Below are 26,649 nucleotides of genomic sequence, written 5' to 3'. Positions count from 1 at the left end.
CCCGCCCCCGTCAGCACCGTTACCTGCGTCATGGCTGTCCTTAAGCGCGTCCTTGTGTGCGACCCTAAGGACGTCTTCAGCTCACAGCCCAACCTCGACAAGCGGCTCAGGCCGGACGGTTACGCAGCTTCAGTCTGAACGCCAAATCCTCCAGTTCGACATTCTCGTGCGCAATAGGCTGGCCCTATAGCGGAGTAAGACAGGTTCCAATTACCCTCGAGAGACAACCGACCCTATTCTCCTCCTGCGGCCCGGGCCCCTCTGGCGATTAAAGGATCGTGATGTCGAGCCGCATCCGACCTGCTGTCTCTTGCGGACAGCGTTCAAAGCAACGGAGGATCATGATGCCCAACTGGCTGTTCCGGCTCACGCTTATTCACAAGCGGATCGATGCCGAAATCGAAAGGGAAAAGCGTCGGCGTGTTCCCAACAACTTTCGGCTGATCAGACTGAAAAAGCTGAGGCTCGCCGTTAAGGACAGGCTAGCTGCCGGCATGCGCCGTATGCGCCCCGCTTAATCGAAGAACCGAAGGGCGGCGCTGTGGCGCCGTCCACGCCAGCTTCGCGGACCAGGACCCTCTGACGGTATATATGACCGCCATGTCGGACCGCATCGAGTAATCGATGGGAATTCCCGATGGAACTTTTGAGCTATCTCTGGCTCGGCACGCCGCTCTGGCTGTGGCTGAGCTTTCTTGGCGCAATCATCACAATGCTCGTCGTCGACCTGGGCGTCATACACCGGAAGCAGAAGGAAATCGGCGTCGCCGAGAGCCTTGTGACCTCGGCGGTCTATATCGCGCTCGGCCTTGCCTTCGGTGGCTTGGTGTGGTGGTACATGGGCGAGACCGCCGGCATGAACTACCTGACCGGCTTCGTCATCGAGAAGAGCCTGGCGATGGACAATGTCTTCGTCATCGCCATGATCTTCACCTATTTCGCTGTGCCGCGCATTTACCAGCATCGCGTGCTGTTCTGGGGCATTCTCGGCGTGATCGTCCTGCGCGCCGTGATGATCGCGCTTGGCGCTGCGCTCGTCGAACAGTTCGGGTGGGTGCTCTACCTCTTCGCCGCTTTCCTGATCGTCACCGGCATCAAAATGTGGATGTTCGCCGACAAGGAATACGACGTCGCGGCCAATCCGGTGCTCAAATGGGTTCGCCGGCACTTCCGCGTCACGGACGGACTTCGCGGCGAGCGCTTCTGGGTCAAGGAGGCCGATCCCGTCACGGGAAAGCCGGCCTGGTTCATGACGCCGCTCATGCTCGCGCTGTTAATGGTCGAGATTGTCGATGTCGTTTTCGCGGTCGACAGCGTGCCGGCGATCTTCGCGATCACCACCGATCCCTTCATCGTCTACACCTCGAATATCTTCGCGATCCTCGGTCTCCGCGCGCTCTACTTCGCGCTCGCCGCCATGGTAGATCGGTTCCACTACCTAAAGTACGCTCTGGCGATTTTGCTCGTATTCATCGGCTCGAAAATCTTCGTCGCCGATGCGCTGGGCCTCGCCAAAATTCCCCCGGTCGCCTCACTCTCGATGACCTTCGCAATCCTCGCCAGCGGCATCGCGTCCCTTTGGAAGACCCGTGCTCACTCCCTCGCTAGGCCCATCAATGGAGAAAATCATGCATAGCCCCATCATCAATCGGCGCAGTCTGGTTGCTGGCGCTCTGACCGCAGTCGCAATTGCTGCAGCGCCAGCAGCGGGACAACCGGTTCAAGGTCGTCGGCGCACGCTGAGCCCTGCGCCGGTCAAAGATGGCAAGTCGGCGCTTACCCCAGACGGCGCGCTAAACCTGCTGATCGAGGGGAACCAGGCTTTCCTGCGAAACGAGTTGCCCACCATCGATATCAATGCCCAGCGGCGCCTCGAGTTGGCGCGCGGTCAGTCGCCGTTTGTGGCCTATGTAACCTGCTCGGATAGCCGCGTGCCGCCTGAGCTCCTGTTTGGGCGCGGGCTTGGCGAATTGTTCATCATCAGGAACGCCGGCAACACGGTCGACACTGTGGCCATGGGATCGATCGAATACGCTGTTGCCGTTCTCGGCGTGCCGCTGGTCGTTGTCATGGGGCATGAGGCTTGTGGTGCTGTGAAGGCCGCGATGGAAGTGGTATCTAGCAATGCGCGTTTTCCCGGTGCGATTGACAATATGATAGAGCCCATCATTCCCGCAGTCCTTGCAGCTCGTGGCCAACCAGGGGATTCGACACAGAACGCGATCAAGCAGAATGTTCGCCGTGTGGTCGATGTCATGCGCAACGAAAGCGATCCGTTGATGTTAAAGCCCCAAGCCGAAGGCCGTCTCAAAGTGGTGGGCGCTTACTATGAGATCGCGACTGGCCGCGTCGATTTTTTCGATCGTCCTTGATGGTTATGGAAGTCCCGGCAGATCGGTTCGAAAAGTGGAGCTTGCCTTGCAAGGGCTGATGTACGTGTGCGCGCTTGTTGGTTCGCAGGTCTGCCGAGCAAGGCGCGCCAGCGCGAACGGCTGGCGCTCGTGGACGATCCCAAGAAGCGCGCTCCCATGGGCCAAGGCCTCAAGTCCTTGCTGCTCGGCGGGCAGTCGGTCCCGCTGCACTTCGCGCTGTTCGATCCCGAGGGCATGGCGCAGGTGGCTGACCTCTTCGGCGAGGATGCCTATTTCGCCGATGCCGATGCTTTCTGGGCCAAGCAGGACGAGGCGATCGAGGCGCGCCGCGCCGCCTATCTCGACGAGGTGTGGCGCGAGGTCGTCGTCGTGCCGCGCGGGGAATGGTTCCACCTCTGGCAGCACCAGAAGGCGGCCAAGCGCAAGGGCAGGCGTGTCTACATCGACGTGGCGCAGAGCGGCGAGGTCACCTTCCACGAAGGCTATGTCAGTCAGAAGGAGGGCCGGGCAGTCGAGAAGGGCGAGGGTGGCGAGCCCGCCGCAAAGCCCGCGCGCGCCGAGGTCACGGCCAATCTCTGCACCTATATCGATCTGCATAGACACGCAGCGACGCGGGCTGCGCTGCTCGGGGCACCGGGCGTGGCACTGCGGCTCATGGTCGCGCACGCCGTCGTTGGCTCGGCGCTCTGGACTGTCAGGCCCGAGCCGCAGGCTACGCGCGACGATGGGTCTCGCAGAGCGTTGCGGAGTCCAAGTCCGAGGCCGAATTCGACCTCGCCCGGCTCAAGATTCTGCGCCTGCTCGGCTTGGCCGACGACGAGCCGCGCGTGACGGGCGGCAACGGCGATGGCTTCCGTCTCGCCGGACTGTTCCTGCGACTGATGTCGCTCGGCGACGAGGACGTCATGGCCGTGCTCGCCGTTGTCATGGGCGAAACCCTCCACGCTGGAAGCCTTGCCGTCGATGCAGTCGCCGGCGCGCAGGTCGCGGAGGGAAATGCCAAGGAGAAAGGCAAGACCTTGAAGGGCATCATCGAGGCGCATCTCGCGGGGGCCGATGGCCGCGAGAAAGTCGAGGGCTGGGTGCCGCGTTGGATGGCTTTCCCGCCCTCGGCCTACACGACGCGCGGCGGCGTGGGCTCGGTTGTGGCGGCTGGGATCGTCGAAGGCGCACGTGAAGCGATGTCGTGCGAGGCGCCCGGCGAGGATGAAGCCGGGAAGAACCGCGAGCCGCGGCAGCCTTTGGCCGCGTGATTGCCGGAGGGTGGCGCGGGGTCGCGCCACCCTCTTATCTTCGCATAAAACAGGCGGAACTTTCGGCCGCCCCGCTCGCCGCTGATGCGGCTCGCGCGGCGGTTTTTTGGGGCAAAAGACCAATGCCGCCTCGCACAAGAAGATTGATTGACGTCGCAATATAGCGTTTAGGAGTTTCAATCCGAAATGGAGTTATTTGCATGGCCGAAGAACAAATCGACAGCACCCTTCTGGATCTCGCGACCGAGCTTACGATCGCCTGGTTGTCCAATCCGAACACGCGTGCGTCGGCCGAAGAAGTTCCTACCTTTCTCCAGACCATGCATGGTGCCGTGACCAATCTTGCCGCGCCCCAGGCCGCGCAAGAAGCAGCTCCTGCGACCGAAGAATTTACGCCCGCCGTGTCGGTGCGCCGCTCGCTTGCATCGAAAGATCATCTGATATCGATGATCGACGGCAAGCCCTACAAGACCCTCAAGCGCCACCTGTCGACGCACGGCCTGACGCCCGCCGACTACCGTGCACGCTATGGCCTCAAGGCCGACTATCCGATGGTCGCCGAGAGCTATGCAGAGATGCGCCGCGGCCTCGCCAAGAAGATCGGCCTCGGCCGTAAGCCCAGCACCAAGGTCGCGCCCAAGGCCAAGAGTGCGGCCGAGCCGGCCACCAAGCGCGCGCCGAAACCCGCTGCCAGCGAATAAGACACGGGGGCCACATGCGAGGCGCACGGGCGCGGCCCGTGCGCCTCGCGTAATGCCTGACCCGGCGGCATCCTGCGCTCGAAAGAAAGCGCGGCAGGTGCTCCCAGATAAGAAAAGCCCTCGCCTTTCGGCGAGGGCTAGGGGAATATCGGCGGCCGCTAAACGGGGGGAAAGGGAGCGGCGGCCGTTTGTCCTACTACGCATCAGCCGCCGTGATGGTTCCCGGCCTCCCGCGCGATCAGTGCTTGCGAATGACGCTCTTGGTCTGGCCGCACAGCGCGCATGCATCGCGATCACGCTCGAAACCGTCGATCCCGGCAAGTTCGTGGGTGTGGCGTTCGACGGGTTTGCCGGGCGCGAGCTTGAGGCGCTCGGCAATGCAGGCCTCGCACACGGGTGTCGGTGCCAGCTGCTCGATCAGCCGCCTCACGCTGTCCAAAATGCTTTTCTGATCCCCCATCCCGTTGAGATTTAGCGTCTTTCCAGCGCTTATGAAACAGCGTGGATCATCCCGTATCGGGATCATCGCGGCGCCTGTCGCCCGGTCAATATGGGTTTCCTTCCAGTTGTCCTCCTGAACCGTTCCAGTGCTCCGGCCCGGACCTGGGACGGCGCGCCGCGCGGCACAAACCATCGCGTTCGAACTGATTTCCCCGCCGCCTGGCGGCGGCTCCGCGCGCCCGCTTCGCGTTCAAATTAGCCCGTCCGCTCCGGTCCTCCGCAACTCTGGGGCCTTCGGTCCGCCGCGCGGCTGGAAGCCGTCCCCAGCGGTCGGCCATCGTCCGGAACTGGTCCGGGCGGATTTACGAGAAGCACTACCATGCCCGTAATCGGTCACGTTACCTTCTCAGCATCCAGACGTAGGCACTGCTGGGTTGATCATCTGAAGCAATGCGCGCGCTTTGGAAGCGAACCGTCTGGTTTGTTACCAAAAGTCGATAGGATTGGGGGGTGACATTTCATTGTCACATCGCTGCTGCCCGCCGGAAAGCTAGGACATGCGGTGGCGCAAGTCGAGCAAGAGTTGTGCTGATGCAACCTGTCCTAAAGGGACAATTGCGGTAGCGACAAACATCGCCAGTCTTATGCCGGTGAGATATAATGCCTGACAAAAGCGAAGACGGCTTCGGCGCAGTCTGGGGTATGCAGCGAGTCCTGCTGCTTGCCAGTCCGCGCGACTTTTGTATCGGCGCAGATCGTACGATCGAGGCGGTTGAGCATGCATTCGCTCGTCACGGCTCTCCCGTCTTTGCCCGCCGCACGATCTTTCGCAATGGAGCGATCGTCGGCGAGGTGGAGCGTTCGAGATCCGTATTCCTTCAGAGGGCATAGCGTGGGAGGTACGCCAAGCAACGCTAAGGACGAACAATACCGGAACGGCGTGCAAGGGCATCACCTGCGGAGGCCGATGATGCCCAGCTCTTGCCACATCCACGTAAAATCATAGGTAGCCATTGGCTCGCCGACCCCGGATTTTGCTGCGCCTTTCTCTATATATTTGAGCCAGTCGGCCACTTTCGCCCGGCCAGCCTTCGTGCGGGCCAGAGCGCGCGGCGTCTTGTTGCCAAGGGCAGGCACCGCTTCATCAAGCGTTTTGGTATATTCGCGTGTCAGCATATCATGAACGATGCGCTCCATTTCGTCCGGCGGGATATCGAGCGGCTCTTCCTGCGGAGCGCGGGCGGCGTCATCAGCCATGAACTGGGCCAGAGTCCGGATTTCGGTCATAGGTGTGCTCACGCAATCACCAAGCCATTCGCCCATTTGCGCAATCGCTTTCTCCGCACGGGCGGCACTATTGACCTCAACGATCAGTTTGCGTCCCGCCAACTCGACATTGGCGAAAACGGGTGTGCCGTCCTCCATGGTCGTCACAAAAGCCTGCCCGCCTTTGGCCGTTCGTGGTTTTCTCTTCTTCGTCACCGGCACCAGCCAGTTCCAGAATGTGTCGCTGGCAGGCTCCAGCCATTGTGCCGCGTTCAGCCTGCGAACCACGCTCTTGCCGATCACGCCCTTGGCCAGGGGGAAGACGATGCGGTGGAACACAAGATCATCGCCATCGGCGTTGACCATATCCGGCATGGTGCCAGGCATGGCTTTGCCCAGACAATCGAGCAGCCACATGTTCGTGAACATCGGGCCTGATGCCCGTAAAATAGCATCCCGGTCGGTCTGGTTTAGTTCGGAGGTGTCCTTTGCATCGTCCGCAAGCCGGCCAAACGCGTCGATCAGTTGTAGGGCGCCATCAGCGCTGAACGGCAACAGCGCGCCCGAGATGCCATGGCGACCGTTCACATCGACAACCCGTGCAGCGATCTTGTCCCAGTTGACGAGGGTCTGTGTCGCGCCGTGTTCGCGGACCGTGACTGGCGCAACATCCCGCAACAGATCACGCAAGGTCATCGACTGACCGGGGACGACCTCGCTAACCTCATAGAGCGACATCATCGTATCCCGCAGCGCGCGCATATAGGCCTTGTTCGGCGCCTTCTCGTTCCAGCCTCGGCGCTTGAGATAGTCATCGACCAGATTGCGACCGTCAGGTTCCAGTTCCTGTGTCAGCAGATCTTCAAAGGCGCAGCCCCATAGCGGCCCTTGCCAATGATCACCGATGATCTCGAATATGGCGTCGGGTTCGAGGCCGGTCGCTTCACATGCCGGACCGAGATGCGCGGACAGCATTTCATCCATCGCCTCGTCCCACGGAGCACGATCCGCATATTTCATCAGCCCGGACAGATCGTGAGCAGATTTCAATCTGGACATTCAGGCAGGCCTTTCCACGCCAAGGCGGCGCATTTCGCGATAGATGGTGGATCTGCCGATGCCGAGTTGCCGTGCTGCCTCTGTCGGCGAGATACGGGCTTCGACCAGTTTGATGGCCGCATCCACCTTGGACATGTCGAGCGGCTGACGGCCAGGCTGCTTGCCCTTGGCGCGTGCAGCGGCGATCCCATCGCGGGTCCGCTCAGAGATTAGCCGCCGCTCGAAATGGGCGATAGCTCCGAACACATGGAAGATGAGTTCGCCGGCGGCCGACGAGGTGTCGATTTTTTCCTCAAGACTCAGGAGGGCGATGCCTTGGCTGCGCAAAGTTTCGACTGTGGCGAGCAGTTCAGTCAGCGAACGCCCAAGCCGATCGAGGCGGACCACGGCGAGCGTGTCACCCTTGCGGGCATAGGCGATCAGTTCGGCCAGTCCAGGCCGCTCCATGCTTTTTCCCGATATTACATCGGTGAACACCTTGATGGCGCCGGCATTCTCCAGTCGCATGGTCTGGCCCGCCACATCCTGATCGCCGGTGCTGACGCGGGCGTAGCCCAGAATGCCGCCCATCTATCGTGTCTCCCAAACGGTCGTTCTGTGGACGCTCTGAAGGGCGACCGCTTCACCCCGCCCATAGCCGTCCACATACTATGTCTCTTTACTCATGGCTGTCCATAGGCGCAGTTGACCTTTTGTGGACGGGAATCGGCATGACGAAGCGCAAGCATCAACTCCTGACCGAGAGCGAGCGCAATCAGATCCTTGCCATCCCGACCGATCGCGACCACTTGGCTCGGCTCTACACCTTCGAGCCTGCGGACATCGAGATCATCGGCGCGCGACGGGAACGACGGAACCAGTTGGGCGTCGCGCTGCAACTCGCGCTCTTGCGCCACCCGGGCATCACACTGGCGCAGTTGATACAGAACAGGGGAGCGATGCCCCATGATCTCGCCGCCTTCGTCGCAGAACAGCTTGGCCTGCGCGTCACGGATCTGGCTGACTATGCGGCGAGGGACCAGACCATGACGGACCATGCTCGCGAGCTAGCCGCGCGCTTGGGACTGCGAGGGCCGACGCGTGCCGATATTCCGTTCATGATCGAAGCGGCCACGAAAACGGCATGGGCGACCGACAAGGGGATGACGATAGCGACCGGTGTTGTCACCGCCCTTCGTGAGGCCCGGATTCTGCTGCCGTCCATCTCCACCATCGAGCGTGCCAGCAGCGCGGGGCGCGCGCGTGCCCGCAAGCAAGCCGCCTATGCCCTGATCGACGATCTCAGCGCTGAACAGGTCCACGCCCTCGACCAGCTCTTTGACGACGCCGGGGGCATGAGCCAGCTCGCTTCGCTCAAGACCATTCCCATCGCGGCAAGGCCCGATCATATCCGCCAGATTCTCGACCGCCTGCGGCAAGTGCGGAAGATCGGCATCTCCCCGGACGTGGCTGGCCGCATCCACGCGGACCGCTTCCGGCAATATGTCCGGGAAGGCCGTGCATCGCCTGCCTATATGATCGAGCGATACGTTCCCTCCCGGCGGCGCGCCACGCTGGTTGCCTTCCTGCTCGATCTTGAAGAGCAGCTGACCGACAGCGCTCTGGAGATGGCGGACAAGCTGATCGGCAGCATCTTCACCCGCGCGAAGAATGCCCAGGCGCGTAGCTATGCCGCCACATCGAAGAACGTGGCGCGGCTGATGCTGATCTTTCGCAGAACGATCGATGCGCTGACCGATGCGGTCGATACTGGCGAAGATCCAATTGAGGTCCTGGACGCATCGGTCGGGTGGAACACCCTGATGAAGGCGAGGCCGGAAGTGGCGAGCATCGCGGAAACCGCCAACCTCGATCCGCTGACGGTCGCGGCCGACCGCTATGCGACGTTACGCAAGTTCGCCCCCGACCTGCTTGAGACGCTCCAGTTCAGGGCCGGAAAGGGCAGTGCGAAAACGATCGCTGCCATCGAAATGCTGCGCGACCTCAACAGGTCGGGCAAACGCGATCTTCCTACCGACGCTCCGATGCCCTTCCGTAAAGAATGGCGAAAAATCGTCGTTGGCGATAACGGCAAGATCAACCGGCGGCTCTGGGAAATCGCAACGATCGCGCATCTGCGCAACAAGTTGCGTTCGGGGGATGTCTGGGTGGAGCGATCGGCGGGATACCGCCAGTTCGACAGCTACCTGCTCAGCGAACCGAAGGCGAAGCCAATCGTGTCGGCTCTTGGTCTGCCACCCACAGCCAGCGAATGGCTCGAACAACGGGGCCGCGAACTGGACTGGCGACTGAAGAAATTTGCCCAGCGCCTGAAGCGCGACGCTCTGGAGGGTGTGCGGTTCCGCGACGGCCGCCTCCAGATATCCCCGGTTCGCACGATCGCGATGCCCGATGCCGAAGCGCTGGCTGACCGGCTCGATGCGATGATGCCCCGCATCCGCATCACCGAGCTGCTGCATGAAGTGGCGCAGGAAACCGGCTTTCTTGCTGCATTCACGAACCTGCGCACCGGCGAAGCGTGCCCCAACGAAAACGCGCTGCTCGCCACCATCCTTGCGGATGCCACCAATCTCGGCCTGTCGCGCATGGCTGCCGCGAGCCAGGGCGTGACGCGCGACCAGCTCCTGTGGACCCATGACGCCTATATCCGCGACGACAGCTACTGCGCGGCGCTGGCCGTGCTCATCAACGCGCATCACCGCCTGCCATTCTCGCGCGTATGGGGCGACGGCACAACGTCCAGTTCCGATGGCCAGTTCTTCAGGGGCGCGAAGCGCGGTGCATCGGGCGGCGATATCAACGCCCGCTATGGCGTCGATCATGGCTTCAGCTTCTACACTCATGTTTCCGACCAGCGTGCGCCTTACCACGTCAACGTGATCTCTGCCGCGACGCATGAGGCACCCTATGTTCTCGACGGCCTCACCAGCCACGGCACCGATCTGAAAATCGTCGAGCATTACACCGACACTGGCGGGGCGACCGATCATGTCTTCGCCCTGTGCGCGATGCTGGGATTTCGCTTCTGCCCGCGCCTGCGCGACTTTCCAGACCGGCGCCTCGCGCCGATCGCGCCGGTTAAGGCCTATCCGGCCATCGCCCCGCTAATGGGCAAGCGTATCCGCACCGACATCATCGCTGAACAATGGGATGACGTGCTGCGCCTCGTCGGCTCGATCAAGGCCGGCCATGTCGCGCCATCGGTCATGCTGCGAAAGCTCGCCGCGTACGAACGGCAGAACCAACTCGACGTCGCGCTACAGGAAATCGGCAAGATCGAGCGAACCCTGTTCATGCTGGACTGGCTGGAAAATCCCGATCTGCGCCAGCGATGCCATGCTGGTCTCAACAACAGCGAACAACGCCATGCCCTGACGCAGGCAATCTACACCTTCCGCCAAGGCCGGATCATCGACCGCAGCCATGAGGCGCAACAATATCGGGCATCCGGCCTCAATCTAGTCATCGCCGCGATCGTCTACTGGAACACGATCTACATGGATGCTGCCGCCCAGCATCTACGATCAACCTCGGTCGCGGTGCCTGATTATCTGCTCGCCCATACGTCCCCCGTGGGTTGGGAGCATATTGCCTTCTCCGGCGATTTCCTCTGGGATCGCGCAGCCGCTTCCGCTGGCCGCAAGGCCCTCAATCTCCCGCCGGATAGCCGCGTCGCATAAGCGTTCGCTGATTGTTCGCCCTTAGCGTTGTTTAGCGTACCATCCACGCTATGCCCTCTAGTTCCTGATGATCGAGAAGTGGTCGGTTCTTGGTAGGAATAGCCGCTCGCGCTCTTCCCGCGTCAGTAAATTGCGCCGCGCCATGTCGTACCCCGCCTGAGTCGGAATGACCCCCCAATCGGTCAGGCTAGACCCGCGCAATGGGGCAGGCATGCAAAAAGGTTATTGCAGAGTTTCAGAGACGTCTCCGGCTTAGCGTTGTCTGGCGAACGAACCTTGAGGTGCCCCCTATCTCGACGCGCGCGCGGGGGCCGGCGCCAAGCCCGCCTCGCTCGCGCGCTACAAGGCCTCGATCGCGAAGATCCACCAGCTGCTCGACCTCAAGGATCCGACCCAGGCCGAACTGGTCAAGCTGCGGCTGCGCGCGATCCGCCGCGCCAAGGGCACCGCTCAGACCCAGGCGCGGCCGCTGCGCTTCAAGGGGCCCGTGCGCGACGTCGAGCGCGAGGCGCCGCGCGGGATCAACGTGCGCGCGCTGCTCGAGGCCTGCGCCGACGACCTGCCGGGCCTGCGCGATCGCGCGCTGCTGTCGGTGGCCTACGACACCGGGCTGCGCGCCTCCGAGCTCGTCGCCATCGAGTTTGCGCATATCGTCGAGGCGCTCGACCCCGAGGCGCGGCTGCTGATGATTGCGCGCCACAAGGGCGATGCCGAAGGCGAGGGGGCGACCGCTTTCCTGTCCCCGCGCTCGGTGCGCGCGATCGCCGCCTGGACCGCAGCGGCCGGGATCGGCGAGGGGCCCCTGTTCCGCCGCGTGCAGGTACGCCGCTACCGCGCGCGCGCGGCGGTGCCGGGGCGGCGCATCGAGAGCATCAGCCCCCGCGAAACCTGGGATCTGCGCAAGACCCTGCCCAAGCCCGCGGTGCCCGCGCGCGTCGAATACGATGTAGGCCGGGGGGCGCTGCACCCGGGCTCGATCGGACCGATCTGGCGGACGATCATTGCCCGGGCCTTCGATCGCGGCGCGCTCGGTGATCTGACGGCCGACGACCTCGCACGGCTGCTCAAGGGGATCAGCGCGCATTCGACGCGCGTCGGGCTCAACCAGGATCTCTTCGTCGCCGGCGAGGACCTTGCCGGGATCATGGACGCGCTGCGCTGGAAATCACCGCGCATGCCGCTCGCCTACAACCGGAACTTGGCCGCAGAAGCGGGGGCGGTCGGGCGCCTGGTGACGCGGCTCGGGTGACGCCGGTGCGGAGCGATGGAACCCAAGTCGCGGATCACGCGGATCCGCGGACGGCTGCCAGCCGTCTTACCGGTCGCGTTCGGCGCGCTTGCGATCGGCCTTGCGCGCGCGGCTGACCGCAGCGGCGCGTTCGCGGGCGCGCTTTTCTGATGGCTTCTCGTAGGCGGCGCGTCGTTTCATTTCGCGATAGAGGCCCTCGCGCTGCAGCTTCTTCTTGAGCACGCGCAGGGCTTGGTCGACGTTGTTGTCGCGGACGAGGATCTGCATGGGGGGAAGGGGCTTTCGATGCGCGGCTGAATATACACGCGTTCATGTACGGCTGCCGTGCGGGTATGCCAAGACGATATAGCGCTACAACGGGCAGATGATTGGCAAGGGGCGCGGACGGGCCCGAGTGATCAGTTTAAGGTGGACCGCGCGCGATAGCGATCTTTGGCGCGCAATTGCCACGCCATGGCGCTGCCGGCGATTGCCCAGCTAGCAACCGGCCCGGTCGCCACGCATTGAACGACAATGGACACCTACAGTATTGCCATCGATGATTGCCGCGGCCCGCAAAAGTATGAGATGGATCTCCCCACCGTCAGCGCCGCCAAGGACGAGCTGACCCGGATTTTTGGCGAAATGATCAGCGCGGGCGTGAGTGACTTCTGGGCCGCTCGCGATTGGCGCATCAGCGTGAGCAAGGCGGGGATTCCGCTCTTTGTTTTGCGCGCATCGGCGCTCGAGCATCATGGGAACGAGCAATACGGGTTGGAAATCCCGATGATGGCGCGGGGCGAGGTGTATGGCCTCTTGACGCTTTACGCCGACGGCGCAGATGCAGAAGCGCGGCTCGAGGAGATTTCGGCATTGGCCGGATCCGTAGCCGACGCAATGTCGCTGGCTCTCTCCAATATCGCCTTGCGCGAGAAGCTTCGCACCTAGGCTCTGAGAGACCCTCTGACCGGTTTGTACAATCGCCGGTACATGGAGGACGTGCTCGAGCGCTTCATCTACATGGCGGAACGCAATGGAAGTTCTGTTGCCGCGATCATGATCGACCTAGACCACTTCAAGCGGCTGAACGACGAATTTGGCCATGCGATGGGCGACGCCGTGCTGCGTGAAGTCGCCGCTGCCATAGCCGGCGCCATTCGTCCCAGCGACGTCGCTTGTCGATACGGCGGTGAAGAGCTGATCGTGCTGCTGCCTGACTGCACCTTGGAGGAGGCTGCGGCGAGGGCAGAGCTACTCCGAGCTCGGATCGAGGGCCTCTCCGAAATCCACGGCGCCCGCATATCCGCCTCACTGGGGGTTGCGAGCACGGCGGAAATCGGCGCCAGGGCGGCGGAGATCATTGCAACGGCGGATGATGCCCTCTATCGCGCCAAGCAGGGCGGAAGAAATCGTGTCGAAGTGGCGATACCTCGAGCGAATTCGGGTTGGTCGCCGGAGCTCGCTGCTGCGGAATAGCGGCCGGATAGGCGGACCATCTCCGCTTTTCATATGGGCCAAGCCACAATTTTTTGAGAGATTATTGGTTCTGCTCTACGGCTGCAGAACTCGGGGCAGTGTGAGACATTATATTATCGCTGCCGACGATTGGGTGATTCTGCGCGATTTGTCGATAACCTGCTATATTGATACTCGCGCTTAGCTTGGCGTTCCACAAGCGTATCTTGCAATTCATGCGACATGACAATCTATCCTGCCTGCCGCAAATAGGGGGCGGATTGAAGCGATGTTGTCTGAGCTAGTGCGGTCTCGCCTCCGTTGCATCCTCGACTGTTCCAACTGCCCTTAGCCTTATGACCAGCAATACGGCTGCAGCGCCAGCCGCAATTGCAACGGGAACAGTGCCTGTCACAGCATCGCGCATCGATCCTTCACTGCTGATGAGCAGGCCGCCGTACAATGGCCCTGCGATTGATCCGATACGTCCCCAAGCGACGGCGCCACCCGTACCAACGCCGCGCATGCCAGCAGGATAGACTGTGGGGGCGATCGCGTAGAGCAGCGATTGGGTCGTCAAGACGCTTCCCCCCAACAGTAGGGCTATGAAGAACGTCAAGCCCAGCGATGTGGAATGCGACAGTCCGAGGAGGACCAGCGGGATCGAGACAAAGCTTACGATGGCGACAGGTAAGATCCGCTTTCCATCCAGTAGAGGTGCGCTGGCCAAACAGGCGAAGAATCCGCCCAGATTGAAGGCGACCTGGGCGGCGAGCGCCTGCAGCGGTGTGAATGACATGCCGCGAAGGACGGTGGGAAGCCAGTTGAGTACGAGGTAAAGGATCACCAGCGTCGTACAAAAGGCAGTCCAAAGCAGGATCGTGGCGAATGCACGGCCTCCACCAAACAAGGCGTCGACAGGGCTTGTCGAGGTGTCGCCCGCCGTGATCATGGTCCTCGGTCCACGCTCGAACCAGATGAGAGCGCCGACGAGTAGCGGAGGAATTCCTCCAGCAACAAAGAGCAGCTGCCAACGGCTCCCTAGCGCGGCGCCGATCAGGCTGACAGCGATCCCGCCTAGCGGTACGCCCGAATATAGGTAGGCCACGGCGCGCTTCTCTCGGCCTTGTTGAGCCGTCTCGGATGTCAGTGCCAGCAGATTGGGAAGCGCGCCGCCCAGACCAGCGCCGGTCAAGGCTCTGACGCAAATGAGCATCGTTGCATCTGTCGCGAGCGCCGTCAGCACTGAGGCTAGACCAAATGCTATCACTGAGCCGCTCAGGACTTCGATGCGCCCAAATCTGTCTGCGAGCCAGCCGCCAAGTAGAGCGCCAATGAGCAGGCCAAAGGTGCTCGAACTGAAGAACAGTCCCAACGTCTCGATGTCGAGGCCGAGATCCGCGGCGATGTGGGATGCCGCAACCCCTGCCATTTGAAGCTCGAAGCCTTCGAGCACCGCGACGCCCAGGCAAAGCCAGGTCAGCAGACGGTTTCCGGAAGTCGTGGAAGGCATCGGAGTTGCAGACCCTATGGTTATCGCAGTACGACGTTTGGATGAGCTGGGCGGCCTAGCGCTGCAGGACCACGGTCGTCGAGTAATGCTTCTCCAAAAGATCAGTCAGCGGGCAGGCCGACCATCTCCTTTAGAGGAATGCTGGGATCGGCGAGCTGGGCGAGGTCGGGGCTGGCGCCCGCTTCGACCAGCTTGCGGCCTTGGACGTAGTCCTTGACCATGTTGACGCAGTCGAGCGCGATGACCTTGCCGCCCTTGAGGTAGACCACCGAGAAGGCGCGGTCGTCGGGATTGCCGCGCAGCACGGTCTGGTCGAAGCCGACCGAAAGGCCCGCGGTTTGCAGGCGCAGGTCATACTGGTTCGACCAGAACCAGGGGAAGGCCTTGTAGGGCTTCTCGTCGCCGAGGATCGCCTTGGCCACGCAGGTCGCCTGGTCGTTGGCGTTCTGCACCGATTCGACGCGCATCACCGTGCCGCCGGCATAGTCGACGGCGAAAGCCGCGCAGTCGCCGATCGCATAGACGTCGGGCAGCGAGGTGCGGCAATATTCGTCGATGTCGACGCCGTTGCCGCCCGAAGCGCCGGCGGCGATCAGCGCGCCGACCGCGGGGACGATGCCGATGCCGACGATCACCGCGTCGGCGGGGAGGACGGTGCCGTCGGCCAGCTGGACGCCGGTGACGCGGCCTTCTCCGACCAGGCCCTCGACCGCCACGCCGGTGCGCAGGTCGACGCCGTGGTCGCGGTGTTCCTTCTCGTAGAAGGCCGAGAGTTCCTCGCCGGCGACGCGCGCGAGCACGCGCGGCAGGGCTTCGAGCAGGGTGACCTGGCAGCCGAGCTTGGTCAGCACGGCCGCGGCCTCGAGGCCGATGTAGCCGCCGCCGATCACGACGATGTTCTTCACGCCGCCGTCGATTTCGCCCATCAGCTGGTCGCAGTCGGCGCGGGTGCGCACGGGGTGCAGGCCGGCGAGGTCCGAACCCGGGCACGACAGGCGCCGCGGATCGCCGCCGGTCGCCCAGACCAGCTTGCCGTAGCCCAGGGTCTTGCCGTTCGAGAGGGTGACCTGGTTGGCCGCGGGATTGACCGCGGTGACTTCGGTGTTGAGGTGGAGGTGGACGTCCTTCTCTTCCCAGAAGGCGGGCGGACGGATGTAGAGCCGGTCGAAGGTCTTCTCGCGCGCGAAGTATTCCTTCGACAGCGGCGGGCGCTCATAGGGCGGCTCGGGCTCGCGCCCGATCATCACGATCGACCCGGTGAAACCTCCCTGGCGCAGCGCGATGGCGCACTGCGCCCCGCCATGACCCGCACCTACGATGACGACGTCTGCCTGGTCCATACTGCTTACCGGTTGAGCCTCTGATTGTCCGATTTACGCGTGGCATCCGTCCAGAGGGTGCTCGAACGGCTGCCGAAGGCTCGCAAATGCGGGAAGGCGCGAACTTGACGGATCAAGTCCGCGCCGCTCCGTTACCGAAAGCCGAACTTGATCGTGGCGCCGTAGGTCGCGGGCATTGCCGCGTACCGCACCACGACGTCCTGCGTCACGAACTGATTGGTCCAATAATACTGGTTGAAGACGTTGCGTCCCCAGACGCTAAGGCTCCAGCGATCATCTGCCGCCTTGATGCCGGCGCGCAGATCAACGGTCGTGAAGGCCCGGATGACCGATGACGGGGCATTGCCGAGAGTGGAGTTCGTCTTGCTGTTGTGCAGCACGTTACCCCCGACGAAGGCGTCGAGGCCTTCAGACACGGGAAACTCATAATTGACGTCCGCGACCGCATGCCATTTGGGCGAGAACGGCAATGCGGAGCCGGCATAGTTTGCAAGCACGCGCTCGTTATTGATACCGGTGAAGTTCTTGATGTCGCTATCGACATAAGTGACCGCACCACGAAGCGTGAGCCCATCGAGCGGGCGCGCCGTGATCTCCACCTCCGCGCCGTTGATCTTGGACTTGGGGATGTTCACGAGCTGCTCAAGTTGATTGAAGACTGGGTCAATAACCAGCCCTCGAACCTGCTTGTTGTCGTAGATGTAGTGGAACCCGGCGATGTTCACCTGGAGCTTGCGATCGGCGAAAGAAAGCTTGGCCCCCGCCTCGAAGGCCGTCACGGATTCCTGCGTGACGGGCTTGAATTGCGCCGTCGTCGAGGCTGGGACGGTCGGGAAGCTGCCCGACTTGAAACCCCGAGAGGCGAGCGCATAAAGCAAGGTATCGCTGTTAGGCTTGAAGTTCGCACCGACCCGCCATGAGAAGTTGTCCTGTTGCAGCTTGTCACGGAATGGCGTCCGGATGAGATCGAAGGTGCGCTGATCCATGTTGAGGCAGGTCGTAGGACCAGCCATTGCTTCAGGAGTACCCGACAGAATATTGGCGAGAGTCGTGAAAGTCGTCTGCATGCCGATATCACCGGTCATGCAAGACGTGTAATTGTTACGAGTATCCGTGTAGCGCGCGCCCGCCAGCAGTGACAACTGATCGGTCACCGCGAATTCGACGTTGGCGAAGGCTGCGATGTCGCGAATATCCTGCGTGATCGTGGTCGTAGAGTCCACGATCCACGGGCCGCCAGGGAGAATAGCGGTATTGGTGGAATCGCCGGTCAGGATATGGTTGGCGCTCAAGACCTTATTCGTCGCGTAATTACCGCCGATCAGCCAGTTCAACGCGCCGCTCTGTCCGGCAAGTCGCAGCTCCTGACTGAAACTCTTCACGTTGCCGTCGGCCTTCACCTCCGCATTGACGAGCGGAGTGCCGTCGCGGTCGACGTTGTAGTTCTCGTTGTACCGACCGTAAGCCGTGATCGACGTCAAGGTAATGTCGTCGGTTACATCGAGATCGGCGCGGAGCGAACCCTGCCAGAAGCCATCGTCCCGGCGCAGCGGCAAATTCGGGTTCCAGTTCGCCGCCCGCGCGTTCTGCGGAGCAGGCTGCAGTGTCCGGAACACGGCAATGCGGCGCAGGGTCTCGGTAGGATCGAACAGACCTCCTGCGGCAACCGCCGCCTCATTGATCTGCAGGAAGAGGCTCTGGAACTGGCCCGCCTGGGTGTCGGACTTGTCTCGCCAGCCATTGACGTTGAGCAAGAATTTCAGCCGATCCGTCGGGTGCCAGGCAACCTGGAGCCGACCCTTCAGGATGTCCTGCCGGCCGTTCTTCTCGTCACGCGCATAGTTGTACTGCCAGGGACCCGAAAGGATCGTCGCGCCCGAGAGGCGCACTTCCACGGTATCGCTCACCGGCCCGCTCACGAAGGCTTCGCCATCGAAGGTATTGAAGCGGCCGAAACTCGCAGTCACACCGGCCTGAAGCTCCGATGTGGGCTTGGCCGCAATATAGTTGATGGCGCCACCCGTGGAGTTCTGGCCAAACAGGATGCCCTGAGGACCTTTGAGCACTTCGACGCGCTCAAGGTCGAAGGCCGCGCCCTTGGTGAAGGCGCCATAAGCCAGCGGCACTTCGTCCACATAGATGCTGACCGCGGGGCTCGCGCCCAGCGTGTAGTCGTTGAAGCCGACGCCGCGCAGGGTGTAGAGCGGCGTTCCGTCCTGGCTCTTGGTGAAGGTGAAGCCCGGGGTCACCTTGGCGAGATCACCGCTGTCAGTCACACCCAAGGCGCGTAGTTCCGCGCCGCTTGCTGCCGTGATCGAAAGGCCGACGTCGTTGACCGATTGCTGCCGCTTTTGCGCGGTGACAATGATCTCGTTGTTGTCGGCGGTCGCCTCGGGCTGTGCGGCAGGCGCACCCGTATCCTGGGCCTGCGCTGCCATCGGCCATAGCGCTGCCCAGCTCAGCGCGAGCGCGGACGTCATGCGAAATGATGCGGAATTCACGATGCTCCCCTCCATGGCACTAGGCGAGTTTTTCGCCTCTTGTCGGTCGGTCTGCTTCTGAAAGAGGTTGTGTCCCCGGAACAGGGCCGCACGTGCCAGCTTAGAGCGAAATGCGACACTCTGACAAAATCAGCCGCAGTTATGCCTGCCGATCCTCAAATCACGGCCAGACCAAATCCAACGAGTGAAGACTTATGGTCACGCCCATGATTGTTTTGGGGCGCGTGCCGGGTTTGACGGCGAAGTCGGGAATGCGGCGCAGCCATTCTCTCAGGAAGATCGTGATTTCTCGCCGCGCAAGCTGCGAACCGGGGCAACTGTGCGGCCCTGCACCGAAAGTGAGGTGACGCGCGGACTTCTCGCGGCCGAAGTCGACCTTCAACGGATCGTCGTGCAACCGATCGTCCAGCCCAACGAGAAGATTGACTGGAAAGACCGTGTCGTTGGCACGCAACGTCGCGCCCGCCACTTCGACGTCACGCGTCAAGACGCGCCCGGCGTTGACGATGCCAAATCTGCGGAAGAGTTCTTCCATAGCGCGCTTCACATAGACGTCGTCCTCGAGGTTTGCGACGAGTGCCCGGCGATGCTCGGGGTGCTCGGCCAGAAACTTCGTGATGAAGGACAGCATAGAAGCGATCGTGTCGAGGCCGCCCAGAAGCAGAAGCGTCATGTACGAGATGGCTTCCATCTCGCCGATGCGTTCGCCGGCCACCGTGCTATTCACGATCATGCTGCCCAGATCGTCGCCAGGCGTGACCCGACGCTGACGCACGACTTCGCCGATGTAGGCAAATAGCTTCATCTGGGCTTCGTTTCGCACTTCAATCGATCCGCCTTTGATGAAGGCCTCGACGATCGGAAGCAGTACCTCACGCTCGGTTCTCGGCAACTCGATGAGATCGAGAAAGATATTCATCGGGAAAACGTTAGCGAACTCCCCGACGAATTCGCACCCACCCCGATCGACGAAGCCATCGATCAACGACGTGGCGAGTTCGCGGATCGACGGCTCCATGGCATCAACTGCCTTGGGAAACAGTCCTCTGCTGAGCGGCTTGCGCATTTCGGTATGCACGGGCGGATCGGCCTCGAGCGGAACCGTGCGTGGTGCATTGTCATCGCGTGGCAGGAACACCCGGTTGCTAGAGTAAGTGCTGGGATCTCGCAGCATGGCCTCGACGATATCGGCCCGAGTCGCAACCCAGTGCCCACCATTGAAAGGTGTCCAAAACACCTCCGGGCAGTCCTGCTGAAAACGCCAATACGCGGCCTGAGCATCGTCCTCCCCTCCTGGCAATGCGTAGAGGTCGAATTCAATCACGCGGTCGAGCGGCACGTGATCGGGTCGCGGGGCGAGTGCGGCTGACTGAACTTGCTCCATGGCAAAGAACTCCTCTCGATTGTTGAGCCTTGATATCCAACTTTGTCCAATTTATTGAAGATATCTTCAATAGACTGCGTCCGACATTCTGCGCCAAGTCAGAGCATGTCGTGCCAAGGCGAAAGGTTGGCCAATGAAGTCGCCGGCAAGGCAGAGGGCCACTCGGATGAGCCGCGAAGATCGCGCGCGGCAGCTTCGTGCAGCCGCAGCCGGCGTTTTGGCCGAACGCGGCATAGGGCATGCAAACCACACGCAGATCGCGGCCGCCGCAGGCGTGTCACTGCCCAGCGTGTTTCACTATTTCCCTACGTCCGAGGATTTGACCCGTGCCGTGCTTGAGGATGTGGCGGAGTTTCTTCTCGAAGGAATCGCATTGCGCAGCATGGCGTCCGCGGAGACAGGGCTTGCCGGGTTAGAAGCGACCTTAGAAGCTTTGGCGACCTCGTTCGACGCGAACATCGCACTCATCGCGATCTGGCTGGATTGGAGTACGGCAGCCGGAGGTCCTTACTGGGATAGTTACCTGGACTTTCATCAAAGGGCTTGTGGGATCGTAGGTCCACTGGCCGCCAAGGCGCTTAAGGAGAGTTCCGGTGAGGCGCCAATTTGTTCGCAAGTCGAGAGGGCATCCCGGATCGTTGTGGGACTTGCGCATCTGGTCGCCCAGATGCGTCTGCTTCGCAGACCTGTCGCCGAGATTGCTGAAGAGACGGCACGCCTCCTTCGCGGCTACTTTCGATCATAGCACTGGCAATTCTTGCCATGGAGGCCAGAATTGCTATATAAATGCGAAAGTAGGGCTGTGATGTCGCAAAACGAAATATCCGAAGGCGGGATGCCGGGAGCCAATAAGAGGTCTGCTCTGACTGGGTGGGTGCTGGCCATTATTCGAGCCATGCAGGCCGACGGGATCGACACCGATCAGGTCCTGTTTGAGCTCGGAATGGACCCCTCGCTGTTGGAAGGGGGATACAGTCGTTACTCGCAGGGGCAGGTTAGCGCGCTGTGGCGGCGCGCGACAGACATGACCGGCAACAGCCATTTTGGCCTACAAGTTGCGCAACAGGTCCGTCCAGCAACATTTCATGTGGTTGGATACTCGATGAGTTGCAGTGCGACGGTTCTGCGTGCGCTCCAGCGTTTCGCCAAATATTGCCGGCTCATATCGGATTCAACGACCGCAACGTTGACCGAAGCTGCTGGCCAGGTCGTTCTGGAGTTTCACTTCGATACCGGTGGTCCTCCGCCGATCTATCAAACCGTAGATACGGTACTAGCCAGTGTGGTGAGTTTCTTGCGCTGGATCTTGAATGACGGGCTGAGGCCCGAGGAGGTCCGCTTCGCTCACGCCGAAACCGACGATGCCCGAAACTTCGTGGAATTCTTCGGCTGTCCCATCATTTTTAACGCGGCGCAGACCTGTCTGGTGTTCGGGAAGGCGGATGTTGATCGCAAGATTCTGTCTTCGGACGAGGAATTGGCCTCGTTGCTGGACAACGCTGCAAGTCGTTCCCTGGATGAACGGATGGTTGGGCGCTTCTCGATCCGGGTGCGCGACCTGCTGATCGCTCAGTTGCCGCATGACGGCCCTTCGAAAGCCAAGATAACCAAGAAGCTTGGAATGACCGAGCGCACTTTGCTGCGGCGCCTTAAGAGCGAAGGAACGACTTTCGCAGATGTCCTGCGTCAGGTCCGCGAGGAGTTGGCTTTCCAGTACCTGAGGCGCGGCATGTGCCTGAGCGAGGTTGCCTACCTGCTCGGGTTCTCCGACGACGGGACTTTTTCTCGTGCCTTCAAGGATTGGACCGGTCGGCGACCCAGTACAGTCGTCGTGGACCTACCGCCCACCACCTCGCTTGAGACGGCTAGCGGCTGATCGAGCGGAGCGGCGTTTCAGAGTCGCTGGGACTCGAAGGTACATCCCTGTCAGCCAGAAAATAAGGAGGCAGGCCGGCGAGACGCAGATGTTCGCGGCCGAGCTCATCGACCGAAGCGCAGCCGAGGAGACCGCAAGTCCGCTCGAGTTCCTGCCGAAGCAGTTCGATCACGCGGCGAACGCCTGGCGCACCCATGGCCGCGACACCATAGAGGTACGACCGGCCCACCAGACACGCGCGCGCACCCATGGCCAACGCCTTGGCGATTTGCGATCCGCGATGGATGCCGCCGTCCACAAGGACTTCGATGCGGTCGCCGAGATGGTCGACCACGTCAGCCAGCAAGTCGATCGGCGCTGGCGCGAAATCGAGTTGACGTCCCCCGTGGTTTGAAAGCACCACCGCGCTTGCGCCGGCGTCGGCTGCCTTAACAACGTCGTTGGTCGCCTGAAGCCCCTTGATCGCGAGCGGTCCATTCCACCAGTTTGCAACGCGCGCTACGTCATCCCAGGTGATGCTCAGCTTCATGTTCGCGGCGAAATACGAGGCCAGCGTCGAAACGTCGCCGCCCTTGCCCGAGCTCAAATTGGGCAAATCGAACGCTGGGCTTGCCAAATATCGAAGGCACCAGAGTGGCTTGACCGCAAATTTGCTCAGTGATCCGAGGCCAAGCTTCGGGGGAACGGTGAGCCCGTTTCGAAGGTCGCGTTCGCGATTGCCTGCGACGATACAGTCGACCGTCAGGATGAGGGCATCATAGCCCGCCGCGCGCGCGCGCTCGACCATCTCGCGGTTCACGCCGTCGTCGTTCACCAGATAAAGCTGATAGAGCCGCGGGCCTCGGCCAGTGCCGGCAACCGCTTCGATGCTCGTCGTGGCCATGGTCGACAGGGCATAACCTACTCCCGCCCGCGCCGCCTCTGACGCCACAGCAAGCTCACCGCCGGGATGGAAGAGACGGGTCATGCCGGTCGGGGCCAATATCAGTGGCATCGAGAGTTCACAGCCCAGAACCTTGCGGCTCAGATCTATGTTGCGCACGTCGCGCAGAAAGCCTGGGACCAGCTCGAAGCGGTCATAGGCTCCGATATTGGACCGGCACGTGACCTCGTCATCCGCGCCCCCCTCGATGTAGTCGAAGAGCGGGCGCGGCAGTTGGCGGCGAGCCAGCGCCTTGAAATCGGCGACGTTCACGCAGCGCGCGGGATTGGACATCCGCAATACCTTCATTAGACCCGGGCGAGGCGGGCTCGAAACCTGGCTTATGCTGCCTTGAAGCGAACGGGCAGCGTGTGCGGGCCGCGCGCGAAATAGGAATCGAGCCAGTGGATGTGATCGTCGATCACGTCGAGTTCGGCGAACCTCGTGAATGCGACTTCGAGAGCCGACTTGGCCTCCATGCGGCTGAGATAACTTCCCAGGCAGAAGTGCGGTCCTTGGCCAAACGACATGAGGGGAACGTCGATCTTGCGGTCGATGTCGAAGGTCTCGGGATCATTGAACTTGGTTTCATCGCGGTTAGCCGATGCCAAGATGGGCATGACCGCAGAACCAGCCGGAATCTTGACCCCGCCCAATTCGGTATCCGCCGTCGTGTGACGAAAGATGATCTGTACAGGCGGATTGTACCGCAGAACTTCTTCGAGAAGCGGCGCGATCAGGGAATGATCAGCGCGCACCCGCCGGTAGACCTCGGGATGGCGCTTGAGTTCGACAAGCGTGGTGCCAAGCAGGTTCGTCGTTGTCTCAACGCCGCCGATCAGCAGCAGTATCGCCATCGAAAGGACTTGGTTGCGCGTCATCTTCTTGCCATCGACCTCGGCCTGAATGAGCGTAGAGATCAGATCATCGCCCAGATTGGCCGCGCGTTCGTCGAAGAGCTCTTCGAAGAATGCGCGCATCTTCTCCGACGCCTCGGCGATACCAGCCAATTGGTCAGCTTCGTAGGCCGCGCGATTGGCAGCCGAAAGGATCTTGTCGACCCAGACCTTGAACTCGGCGCGACGCTGGGTGGGGACGCCAAGTACCTCGGCAATGACCGTCACTGGGTAGAGTGCGGTGAATTCCCAGGCCCAGTCGAACTCACCTTCAGTTCCATGCTTCGCAATGATGTCATCGATGAGTTCGTGCGAAATCTTATAGGTCCGATCCTTGAGCTGAGCGATGCGCGAGGGAACGAACGCCTTGTTGGCAAGCTTGCGCAGCTGGACGTGGCCCGGCGGATCCATGGAGATCATCGGAAGCTCTTCGGGCATCGGATCAAATTCGCCGAGGAGTTCCGGCCAGAACTGCGCCGAGCTGAAAGTGCGCCCGTCCTTGAGCACGGTGTCGACATCATCATAGGTCGCCACGCAGAACGCGTTCAGTGACGGTAGCCATTTGATGGGCTCGGAACGGCGAAGCTCGACGTAATAGGGGTAGGGCTCGTGCTTGACGACCGGATCGAGCGGATCGTACTCCAAAGGGCGGTCACTGCCTGCCAACCGATCGCCAACCAATTCCATTTTCCTCTCCGTCTTCTCGTCGTGGCCAATCAAGCGCGCCCAAAGCTGTGCATCGCTCGATGCGACCGTCTGCCATCAAAGGATTGCGACAGTTGCCGAGGAATACCAATGGCCAGAAGCGCCAGTCGACGGCAAACGGTGACATTGCGTTTGGCGAATGTCACCGATCGCCGTCCGCTGGCATGTTGCGCCGTAGCAACCTGCTTCCTTTGAGCTAGAACACTCTCTGAGGGCCAGCGGTGCGACCGCGCGGCTCCAGACGTTTACGGCAGAGAGGATAAGCCCGATGCACATTCTATATTCGAGCCTCGTCGAGGAGGGCCACCTGACGCCTGACCAGCGCGCGACCCTGCGCGGCCTCAAGTCCACGCAGGGAACCTTCATGGCCAGCTCCGTCGAGGCGGCCGGTGGTGGAAGCTGGCGGGGCACGAAGAATTTCGGCACGGCCCAGGACTGGGTCACCGCGTTCTTCGACAAGGGGGCGGAAGAGGTTCTGGGTTACTATGCCGACGATTTCGTCTGGGAAGATATCGAATTCATGCAGACCATCACTACGAAGGAAGATCTCTACAAGGCTTTTGTGGTGTTCAACAACTCCGGTCCTGAAAGCCCCTTTGGCATTCATAAGTTCGAGGTGCTGACCTTCGACAGTGGGCCTGCAGGGCAGGGGCGGGCGCAAAAGCGCACTGGCGACGTTCCGCCGGAGTGGCAGGGCGAACTGGTCGCCGACTACAACCGCTTCGCCAACGGCATCTTCCTGGGGGCCGATCTCGACTACGATGAGTGGGGTTATATGCAGTGGATCTGGAAGGCCACGCATAACGAGGATTTCTTCGGCATCCCTGCTGCGGGCAAAACGACGGTCACCCGCGGGACGACAACGCAAATGTACAAGAACGGGAAGATCGTGCGCTGCCGCACGCACTGGAACTTCCGCGAGTTCGCGATACAGCTCGGCGTCATTCCTCCGCCCGATGAAGCATGGCGTAACAATCCTGGTCTCAACGCGAACTGAGCCCGCCATGCGCTATACGATTCTCGGACGCAGCGGACTGCGGGTTGCCAAGGTCGCTCTTGGCACCATGACCTTCGGTCCAGGCGAAGACTGGTCGCGTTCTCGGGAAGAGTCGCGATTGGTTTTCGACGCCTATGCTGCGGCCGGAGGCAACTTTATCGATACCGCCAATATGTACACCGGCGGCGAGAGCGAGCGGATCATCGGTGAGTTCATCGCCGATGACCGCGAGCGCTTCGTCATTGCCAGCAAGTATGGCAACGCGGTGCCAGGTGCGAACAATCCCAATGCCGCAGGCATGCATCGCAAGAGCCTTGCGCAATCAGTCGATCAGAGTCTCAAGCGGCTGGGCGTAGACTATATCGATCTCTACTATGTGCATTGGTGGGACTTCACGACGCCCGTGGACGAGGTTCACCGTGCGCTCGATGATGCCGTGCGTGCAGGCAAAATTCTGCATATCGGCCTGTCCGACGTGCCGGCCTGGGCTGCTTCGAGGATGCAGGCGCTCAGCGATGTGCGCGGCTGGGCACCTGTGGCAGCCATGCAGCTCGAATACAGTCTTGTTCAGCGCTCTATCGAGCGCGAACACCTCCCATTCGCGAAGAGTTATGACATCGGGGTCACCGCCTGGTCTCCGCTCGCGGGCGGGATACTGACCGGAAAGTATCTCGGACAGTCAGCATCCGATGGACCGCGGCGCATGGACTCGATGCAGTTGCAGCCGCTCGACGCACGCAATGCCGCGATCGCCGCTACCGTCAAGGCTGTGGCTGACCGGCTGGGGGCCAGTCCGGCGCAAATCGCTCTCGCTTGGTTGATCGATCGCGGTGTGATTCCGGTGGTAGGCGCGACGAAAGCCGCGCAGCTCTCCGATAATCTCTCGGCACTCGACATCGAACTCGATGCGACCACTCGTGCCGAACTGGACGAGGCAAGCCGGATCGATCTTGGTCATCCCTATCAGATGGTCGGATGGGAAATGCAGATGGCCCTGGGCTATGGCGGCATGTTCGATCAGATCGAGATCCCAGGATATCCCTTCGCGCGTTGATCGAAC

At 61.6% G+C, this 26,649-nt stretch carries 24 protein-coding genes and 1 pseudogene; 15 read left to right on the top strand and 10 right to left on the bottom strand.

Annotated elements, in window-relative coordinates; all coding sequences use genetic code 11:
- The first annotated feature begins 341 nt into the window (after positions 1–341).
- The 6 genes from OLX23_RS24795 to OLX23_RS24770 all read left to right on the top strand — a co-directional run bounded on the left by OLX23_RS24795 (position 342) and on the right by OLX23_RS24770 (position 4,326).
- Positions 342–518 (top strand): YdcH family protein, encoded by a 177-nt coding sequence (locus tag OLX23_RS24795; RefSeq protein ID WP_319641353.1) that lies wholly within the window; start codon positions 342–344, stop codon positions 516–518.
- A gap of 119 nt (positions 519–637) precedes the next feature.
- Positions 638–1,636, top strand: coding sequence for a TerC family protein (locus tag OLX23_RS24790; RefSeq protein WP_264448031.1), 999 nt, complete (start codon positions 638–640; stop codon positions 1,634–1,636).
- Entirely contained in the window at positions 1,629–2,372 is a 744-nt protein-coding gene (locus OLX23_RS24785) for a carbonic anhydrase (RefSeq protein WP_264448030.1), read from the top strand. Before OLX23_RS24790 ends, OLX23_RS24785 begins: the two co-directional genes overlap by 8 nt.
- 66 nt (positions 2,373–2,438) lie before the next feature.
- A complete protein-coding gene (locus OLX23_RS24780) occupies positions 2,439–3,203 on the top strand; it encodes a hypothetical protein (protein ID WP_264448029.1) in 765 nt (254 codons plus the stop codon).
- Positions 3,200–3,625: a hypothetical protein gene (locus OLX23_RS24775; protein WP_264448028.1), complete on the top strand. Its 426-nt coding sequence runs from the start codon at positions 3,200–3,202 to the stop codon at positions 3,623–3,625. The genes OLX23_RS24780 and OLX23_RS24775 overlap by 4 nt, the downstream gene beginning before the upstream one ends.
- 200 nt (positions 3,626–3,825) lie before the next feature.
- Positions 3,826–4,326, top strand: a complete 501-nt coding sequence (locus OLX23_RS24770; protein ID WP_264448027.1) for a MucR family transcriptional regulator — start codon at positions 3,826–3,828, stop codon at positions 4,324–4,326.
- Between the two features lie 238 nt (positions 4,327–4,564).
- Here the strand turns inward: OLX23_RS24770 and OLX23_RS24765 are convergent, their stop codons facing one another.
- Positions 4,565–4,756, bottom strand: a complete 192-nt coding sequence (locus OLX23_RS24765) for a hypothetical protein (RefSeq protein ID WP_264448025.1) — start codon at positions 4,754–4,756, stop codon at positions 4,565–4,567.
- A 671-nt stretch (positions 4,757–5,427) separates the two neighbouring features.
- Here OLX23_RS24765 and OLX23_RS24760 point away from each other — a divergent pair.
- Positions 5,428–5,658, top strand: a complete 231-nt coding sequence (locus OLX23_RS24760; protein WP_264448024.1) for a hypothetical protein — start codon at positions 5,428–5,430, stop codon at positions 5,656–5,658.
- A gap of 60 nt (positions 5,659–5,718) precedes the next feature.
- Here the strand turns inward: OLX23_RS24760 and OLX23_RS24755 are convergent, their stop codons facing one another.
- Together OLX23_RS24755 and OLX23_RS24750 are read right to left on the bottom strand one after the other, a co-directional pair.
- Positions 5,719–7,092 carry a hypothetical protein gene (locus OLX23_RS24755; protein ID WP_127692131.1) on the bottom strand — a complete coding sequence of 458 codons (1,374 nt, stop codon included), beginning with the start codon at positions 7,090–7,092 and terminating at the stop codon, positions 5,719–5,721.
- Positions 7,093–7,662, bottom strand: a complete 570-nt coding sequence (locus OLX23_RS24750; protein ID WP_007015735.1) for a recombinase family protein — start codon at positions 7,660–7,662, stop codon at positions 7,093–7,095.
- A 140-nt stretch (positions 7,663–7,802) separates the two neighbouring features.
- Here OLX23_RS24750 and OLX23_RS24745 point away from each other — a divergent pair, with 140 nt between their 5' ends.
- Both OLX23_RS24745 and OLX23_RS24740 read left to right on the top strand, forming a co-directional pair.
- Entirely contained in the window at positions 7,803–10,772 is a 2,970-nt protein-coding gene (locus OLX23_RS24745; protein ID WP_007015734.1) for a Tn3 family transposase, read from the top strand.
- 283 nt (positions 10,773–11,055) lie between these two features.
- Positions 11,056–12,021, top strand: a pseudogene (locus tag OLX23_RS24740) (tyrosine-type recombinase/integrase); the annotation flags it as partial.
- A 66-nt stretch (positions 12,022–12,087) separates the two neighbouring features.
- Here the strand turns inward: OLX23_RS24740 and rpsU are convergent.
- Positions 12,088–12,288, bottom strand: coding sequence for a 30S ribosomal protein S21 (gene rpsU, locus OLX23_RS24735; RefSeq protein ID WP_264448022.1), 201 nt, complete (start codon positions 12,286–12,288; stop codon positions 12,088–12,090).
- Between the two features lie 246 nt (positions 12,289–12,534).
- Here rpsU and OLX23_RS24730 point away from each other — a divergent pair, with 246 nt between their 5' ends.
- Both OLX23_RS24730 and OLX23_RS24725 read left to right on the top strand, forming a co-directional pair.
- The gene (locus tag OLX23_RS24730) at positions 12,535–12,948 is read left to right on the top strand and encodes a DUF6894 family protein (protein ID WP_264448021.1); all 414 of its coding nucleotides are present in this window, start codon (positions 12,535–12,537) and stop codon (positions 12,946–12,948) included.
- A 3-nt stretch (positions 12,949–12,951) separates the two neighbouring features.
- Entirely contained in the window at positions 12,952–13,476 is a 525-nt protein-coding gene (locus OLX23_RS24725) for a GGDEF domain-containing protein (protein ID WP_319641354.1), read from the top strand.
- Between the two features lie 280 nt (positions 13,477–13,756).
- Here OLX23_RS24725 and OLX23_RS24720 read toward each other — a convergent pair whose 3' ends face one another.
- From OLX23_RS24720 to OLX23_RS24705, 4 genes are all read right to left on the bottom strand, one after another.
- On the bottom strand, positions 13,757–14,968 hold the full coding sequence (locus OLX23_RS24720) for an MFS transporter (protein WP_264448020.1): 1,212 nt from the start codon (positions 14,966–14,968) through the stop codon (positions 13,757–13,759).
- 101 nt (positions 14,969–15,069) lie between these two features.
- Positions 15,070–16,308: an NAD(P)/FAD-dependent oxidoreductase gene (locus OLX23_RS24715; RefSeq protein WP_264448018.1), complete on the bottom strand. Its 1,239-nt coding sequence runs from the start codon at positions 16,306–16,308 to the stop codon at positions 15,070–15,072.
- A gap of 131 nt (positions 16,309–16,439) precedes the next feature.
- Positions 16,440–18,809, bottom strand: coding sequence for a TonB-dependent receptor (locus tag OLX23_RS24710; protein WP_264448017.1), 2,370 nt, complete (start codon positions 18,807–18,809; stop codon positions 16,440–16,442).
- A gap of 160 nt (positions 18,810–18,969) precedes the next feature.
- Positions 18,970–20,193: a cytochrome P450 gene (locus OLX23_RS24705; protein ID WP_264448016.1), complete on the bottom strand. Its 1,224-nt coding sequence runs from the start codon at positions 20,191–20,193 to the stop codon at positions 18,970–18,972.
- A gap of 166 nt (positions 20,194–20,359) precedes the next feature.
- Here OLX23_RS24705 and OLX23_RS24700 point away from each other — a divergent pair, with 166 nt between their 5' ends.
- Complete coding sequence (locus tag OLX23_RS24700) at positions 20,360–20,938, top strand: TetR/AcrR family transcriptional regulator (RefSeq protein WP_264448015.1); 579 nt, start codon at positions 20,360–20,362, stop codon at positions 20,936–20,938.
- A gap of 60 nt (positions 20,939–20,998) precedes the next feature.
- Positions 20,999–22,069: an AraC family transcriptional regulator gene (locus OLX23_RS24695; RefSeq protein WP_264448014.1), complete on the top strand. Its 1,071-nt coding sequence runs from the start codon at positions 20,999–21,001 to the stop codon at positions 22,067–22,069.
- Here the strand turns inward: OLX23_RS24695 and OLX23_RS24690 are convergent.
- Positions 22,059–23,285, bottom strand: a complete 1,227-nt coding sequence (locus OLX23_RS24690; RefSeq protein WP_264448013.1) for an alpha-hydroxy acid oxidase — start codon at positions 23,283–23,285, stop codon at positions 22,059–22,061. The genes OLX23_RS24695 and OLX23_RS24690 overlap by 11 nt on opposite strands.
- Positions 23,286–23,332: 47 nt before the next feature.
- Positions 23,333–24,574, bottom strand: a complete 1,242-nt coding sequence (locus tag OLX23_RS24685; protein ID WP_264448012.1) for a cytochrome P450 — start codon at positions 24,572–24,574, stop codon at positions 23,333–23,335.
- A gap of 286 nt (positions 24,575–24,860) precedes the next feature.
- Here OLX23_RS24685 and OLX23_RS24680 point away from each other — a divergent pair, with 286 nt between their 5' ends.
- Entirely contained in the window at positions 24,861–25,589 is a 729-nt protein-coding gene (locus OLX23_RS24680; protein WP_264448011.1) for an ester cyclase, read from the top strand.
- Positions 25,590–25,596: 7 nt separating this feature from the next.
- Positions 25,597–26,643: an aldo/keto reductase gene (locus OLX23_RS24675; protein WP_264448010.1), complete on the top strand. Its 1,047-nt coding sequence runs from the start codon at positions 25,597–25,599 to the stop codon at positions 26,641–26,643.
- Positions 26,644–26,649 lie beyond the last annotated feature (6 nt).

The organism is Novosphingobium sp. JCM 18896 (genome assembly GCF_025938095.1).
GTDB lineage: Bacteria > Pseudomonadota > Alphaproteobacteria > Sphingomonadales > Sphingomonadaceae > Novosphingobium.
This window is presented reverse-complemented; position numbering and strand designations above follow the sequence as displayed.

Excerpts from the sequence above, each read along its gene's own strand:
- OLX23_RS24795 (WP_319641353.1), top strand. The coding sequence starts at position 342 with ATGATGCCCAACTGGCTGTTCCGGCTCACGCTTATTCACAAGCGGATC.
- OLX23_RS24790 (WP_264448031.1), top strand. The coding sequence starts at position 638 with ATGGAACTTTTGAGCTATCTCTGGCTCGGCACGCCGCTCTGGCTGTGG.
- OLX23_RS24785 (WP_264448030.1), top strand. The coding sequence starts at position 1,629 with ATGCATAGCCCCATCATCAATCGGCGCAGTCTGGTTGCTGGCGCTCTG.
- OLX23_RS24770 (WP_264448027.1), top strand. The coding sequence starts at position 3,826 with ATGGCCGAAGAACAAATCGACAGCACCCTTCTGGATCTCGCGACCGAG.
- OLX23_RS24760 (WP_264448024.1), top strand. The coding sequence starts at position 5,428 with ATGCCTGACAAAAGCGAAGACGGCTTCGGCGCAGTCTGGGGTATGCAG.
- OLX23_RS24755 (WP_127692131.1), bottom strand. The coding sequence starts at position 7,092 with ATGTCCAGATTGAAATCTGCTCACGATCTGTCCGGGCTGATGAAATAT.
- OLX23_RS24750 (WP_007015735.1), bottom strand. The coding sequence starts at position 7,662 with ATGGGCGGCATTCTGGGCTACGCCCGCGTCAGCACCGGCGATCAGGAT.
- OLX23_RS24745 (WP_007015734.1), top strand. The coding sequence starts at position 7,803 with ATGACGAAGCGCAAGCATCAACTCCTGACCGAGAGCGAGCGCAATCAG.
- rpsU (WP_264448022.1), bottom strand. The coding sequence starts at position 12,288 with ATGCAGATCCTCGTCCGCGACAACAACGTCGACCAAGCCCTGCGCGTG.
- OLX23_RS24730 (WP_264448021.1), top strand. The coding sequence starts at position 12,535 with ATGGACACCTACAGTATTGCCATCGATGATTGCCGCGGCCCGCAAAAG.
- OLX23_RS24720 (WP_264448020.1), bottom strand. The coding sequence starts at position 14,968 with ATGCCTTCCACGACTTCCGGAAACCGTCTGCTGACCTGGCTTTGCCTG.
- OLX23_RS24715 (WP_264448018.1), bottom strand. The coding sequence starts at position 16,308 with ATGGACCAGGCAGACGTCGTCATCGTAGGTGCGGGTCATGGCGGGGCG.
- OLX23_RS24705 (WP_264448016.1), bottom strand. The coding sequence starts at position 20,193 with ATGGAGCAAGTTCAGTCAGCCGCACTCGCCCCGCGACCCGATCACGTG.
- OLX23_RS24700 (WP_264448015.1), top strand. The coding sequence starts at position 20,360 with ATGAGCCGCGAAGATCGCGCGCGGCAGCTTCGTGCAGCCGCAGCCGGC.
- OLX23_RS24695 (WP_264448014.1), top strand. The coding sequence starts at position 20,999 with ATGTCGCAAAACGAAATATCCGAAGGCGGGATGCCGGGAGCCAATAAG.
- OLX23_RS24690 (WP_264448013.1), bottom strand. The coding sequence starts at position 23,285 with ATGTCCAATCCCGCGCGCTGCGTGAACGTCGCCGATTTCAAGGCGCTG.
- OLX23_RS24685 (WP_264448012.1), bottom strand. The coding sequence starts at position 24,574 with ATGGAATTGGTTGGCGATCGGTTGGCAGGCAGTGACCGCCCTTTGGAG.
- OLX23_RS24680 (WP_264448011.1), top strand. The coding sequence starts at position 24,861 with ATGCACATTCTATATTCGAGCCTCGTCGAGGAGGGCCACCTGACGCCT.
- OLX23_RS24675 (WP_264448010.1), top strand. The coding sequence starts at position 25,597 with ATGCGCTATACGATTCTCGGACGCAGCGGACTGCGGGTTGCCAAGGTC.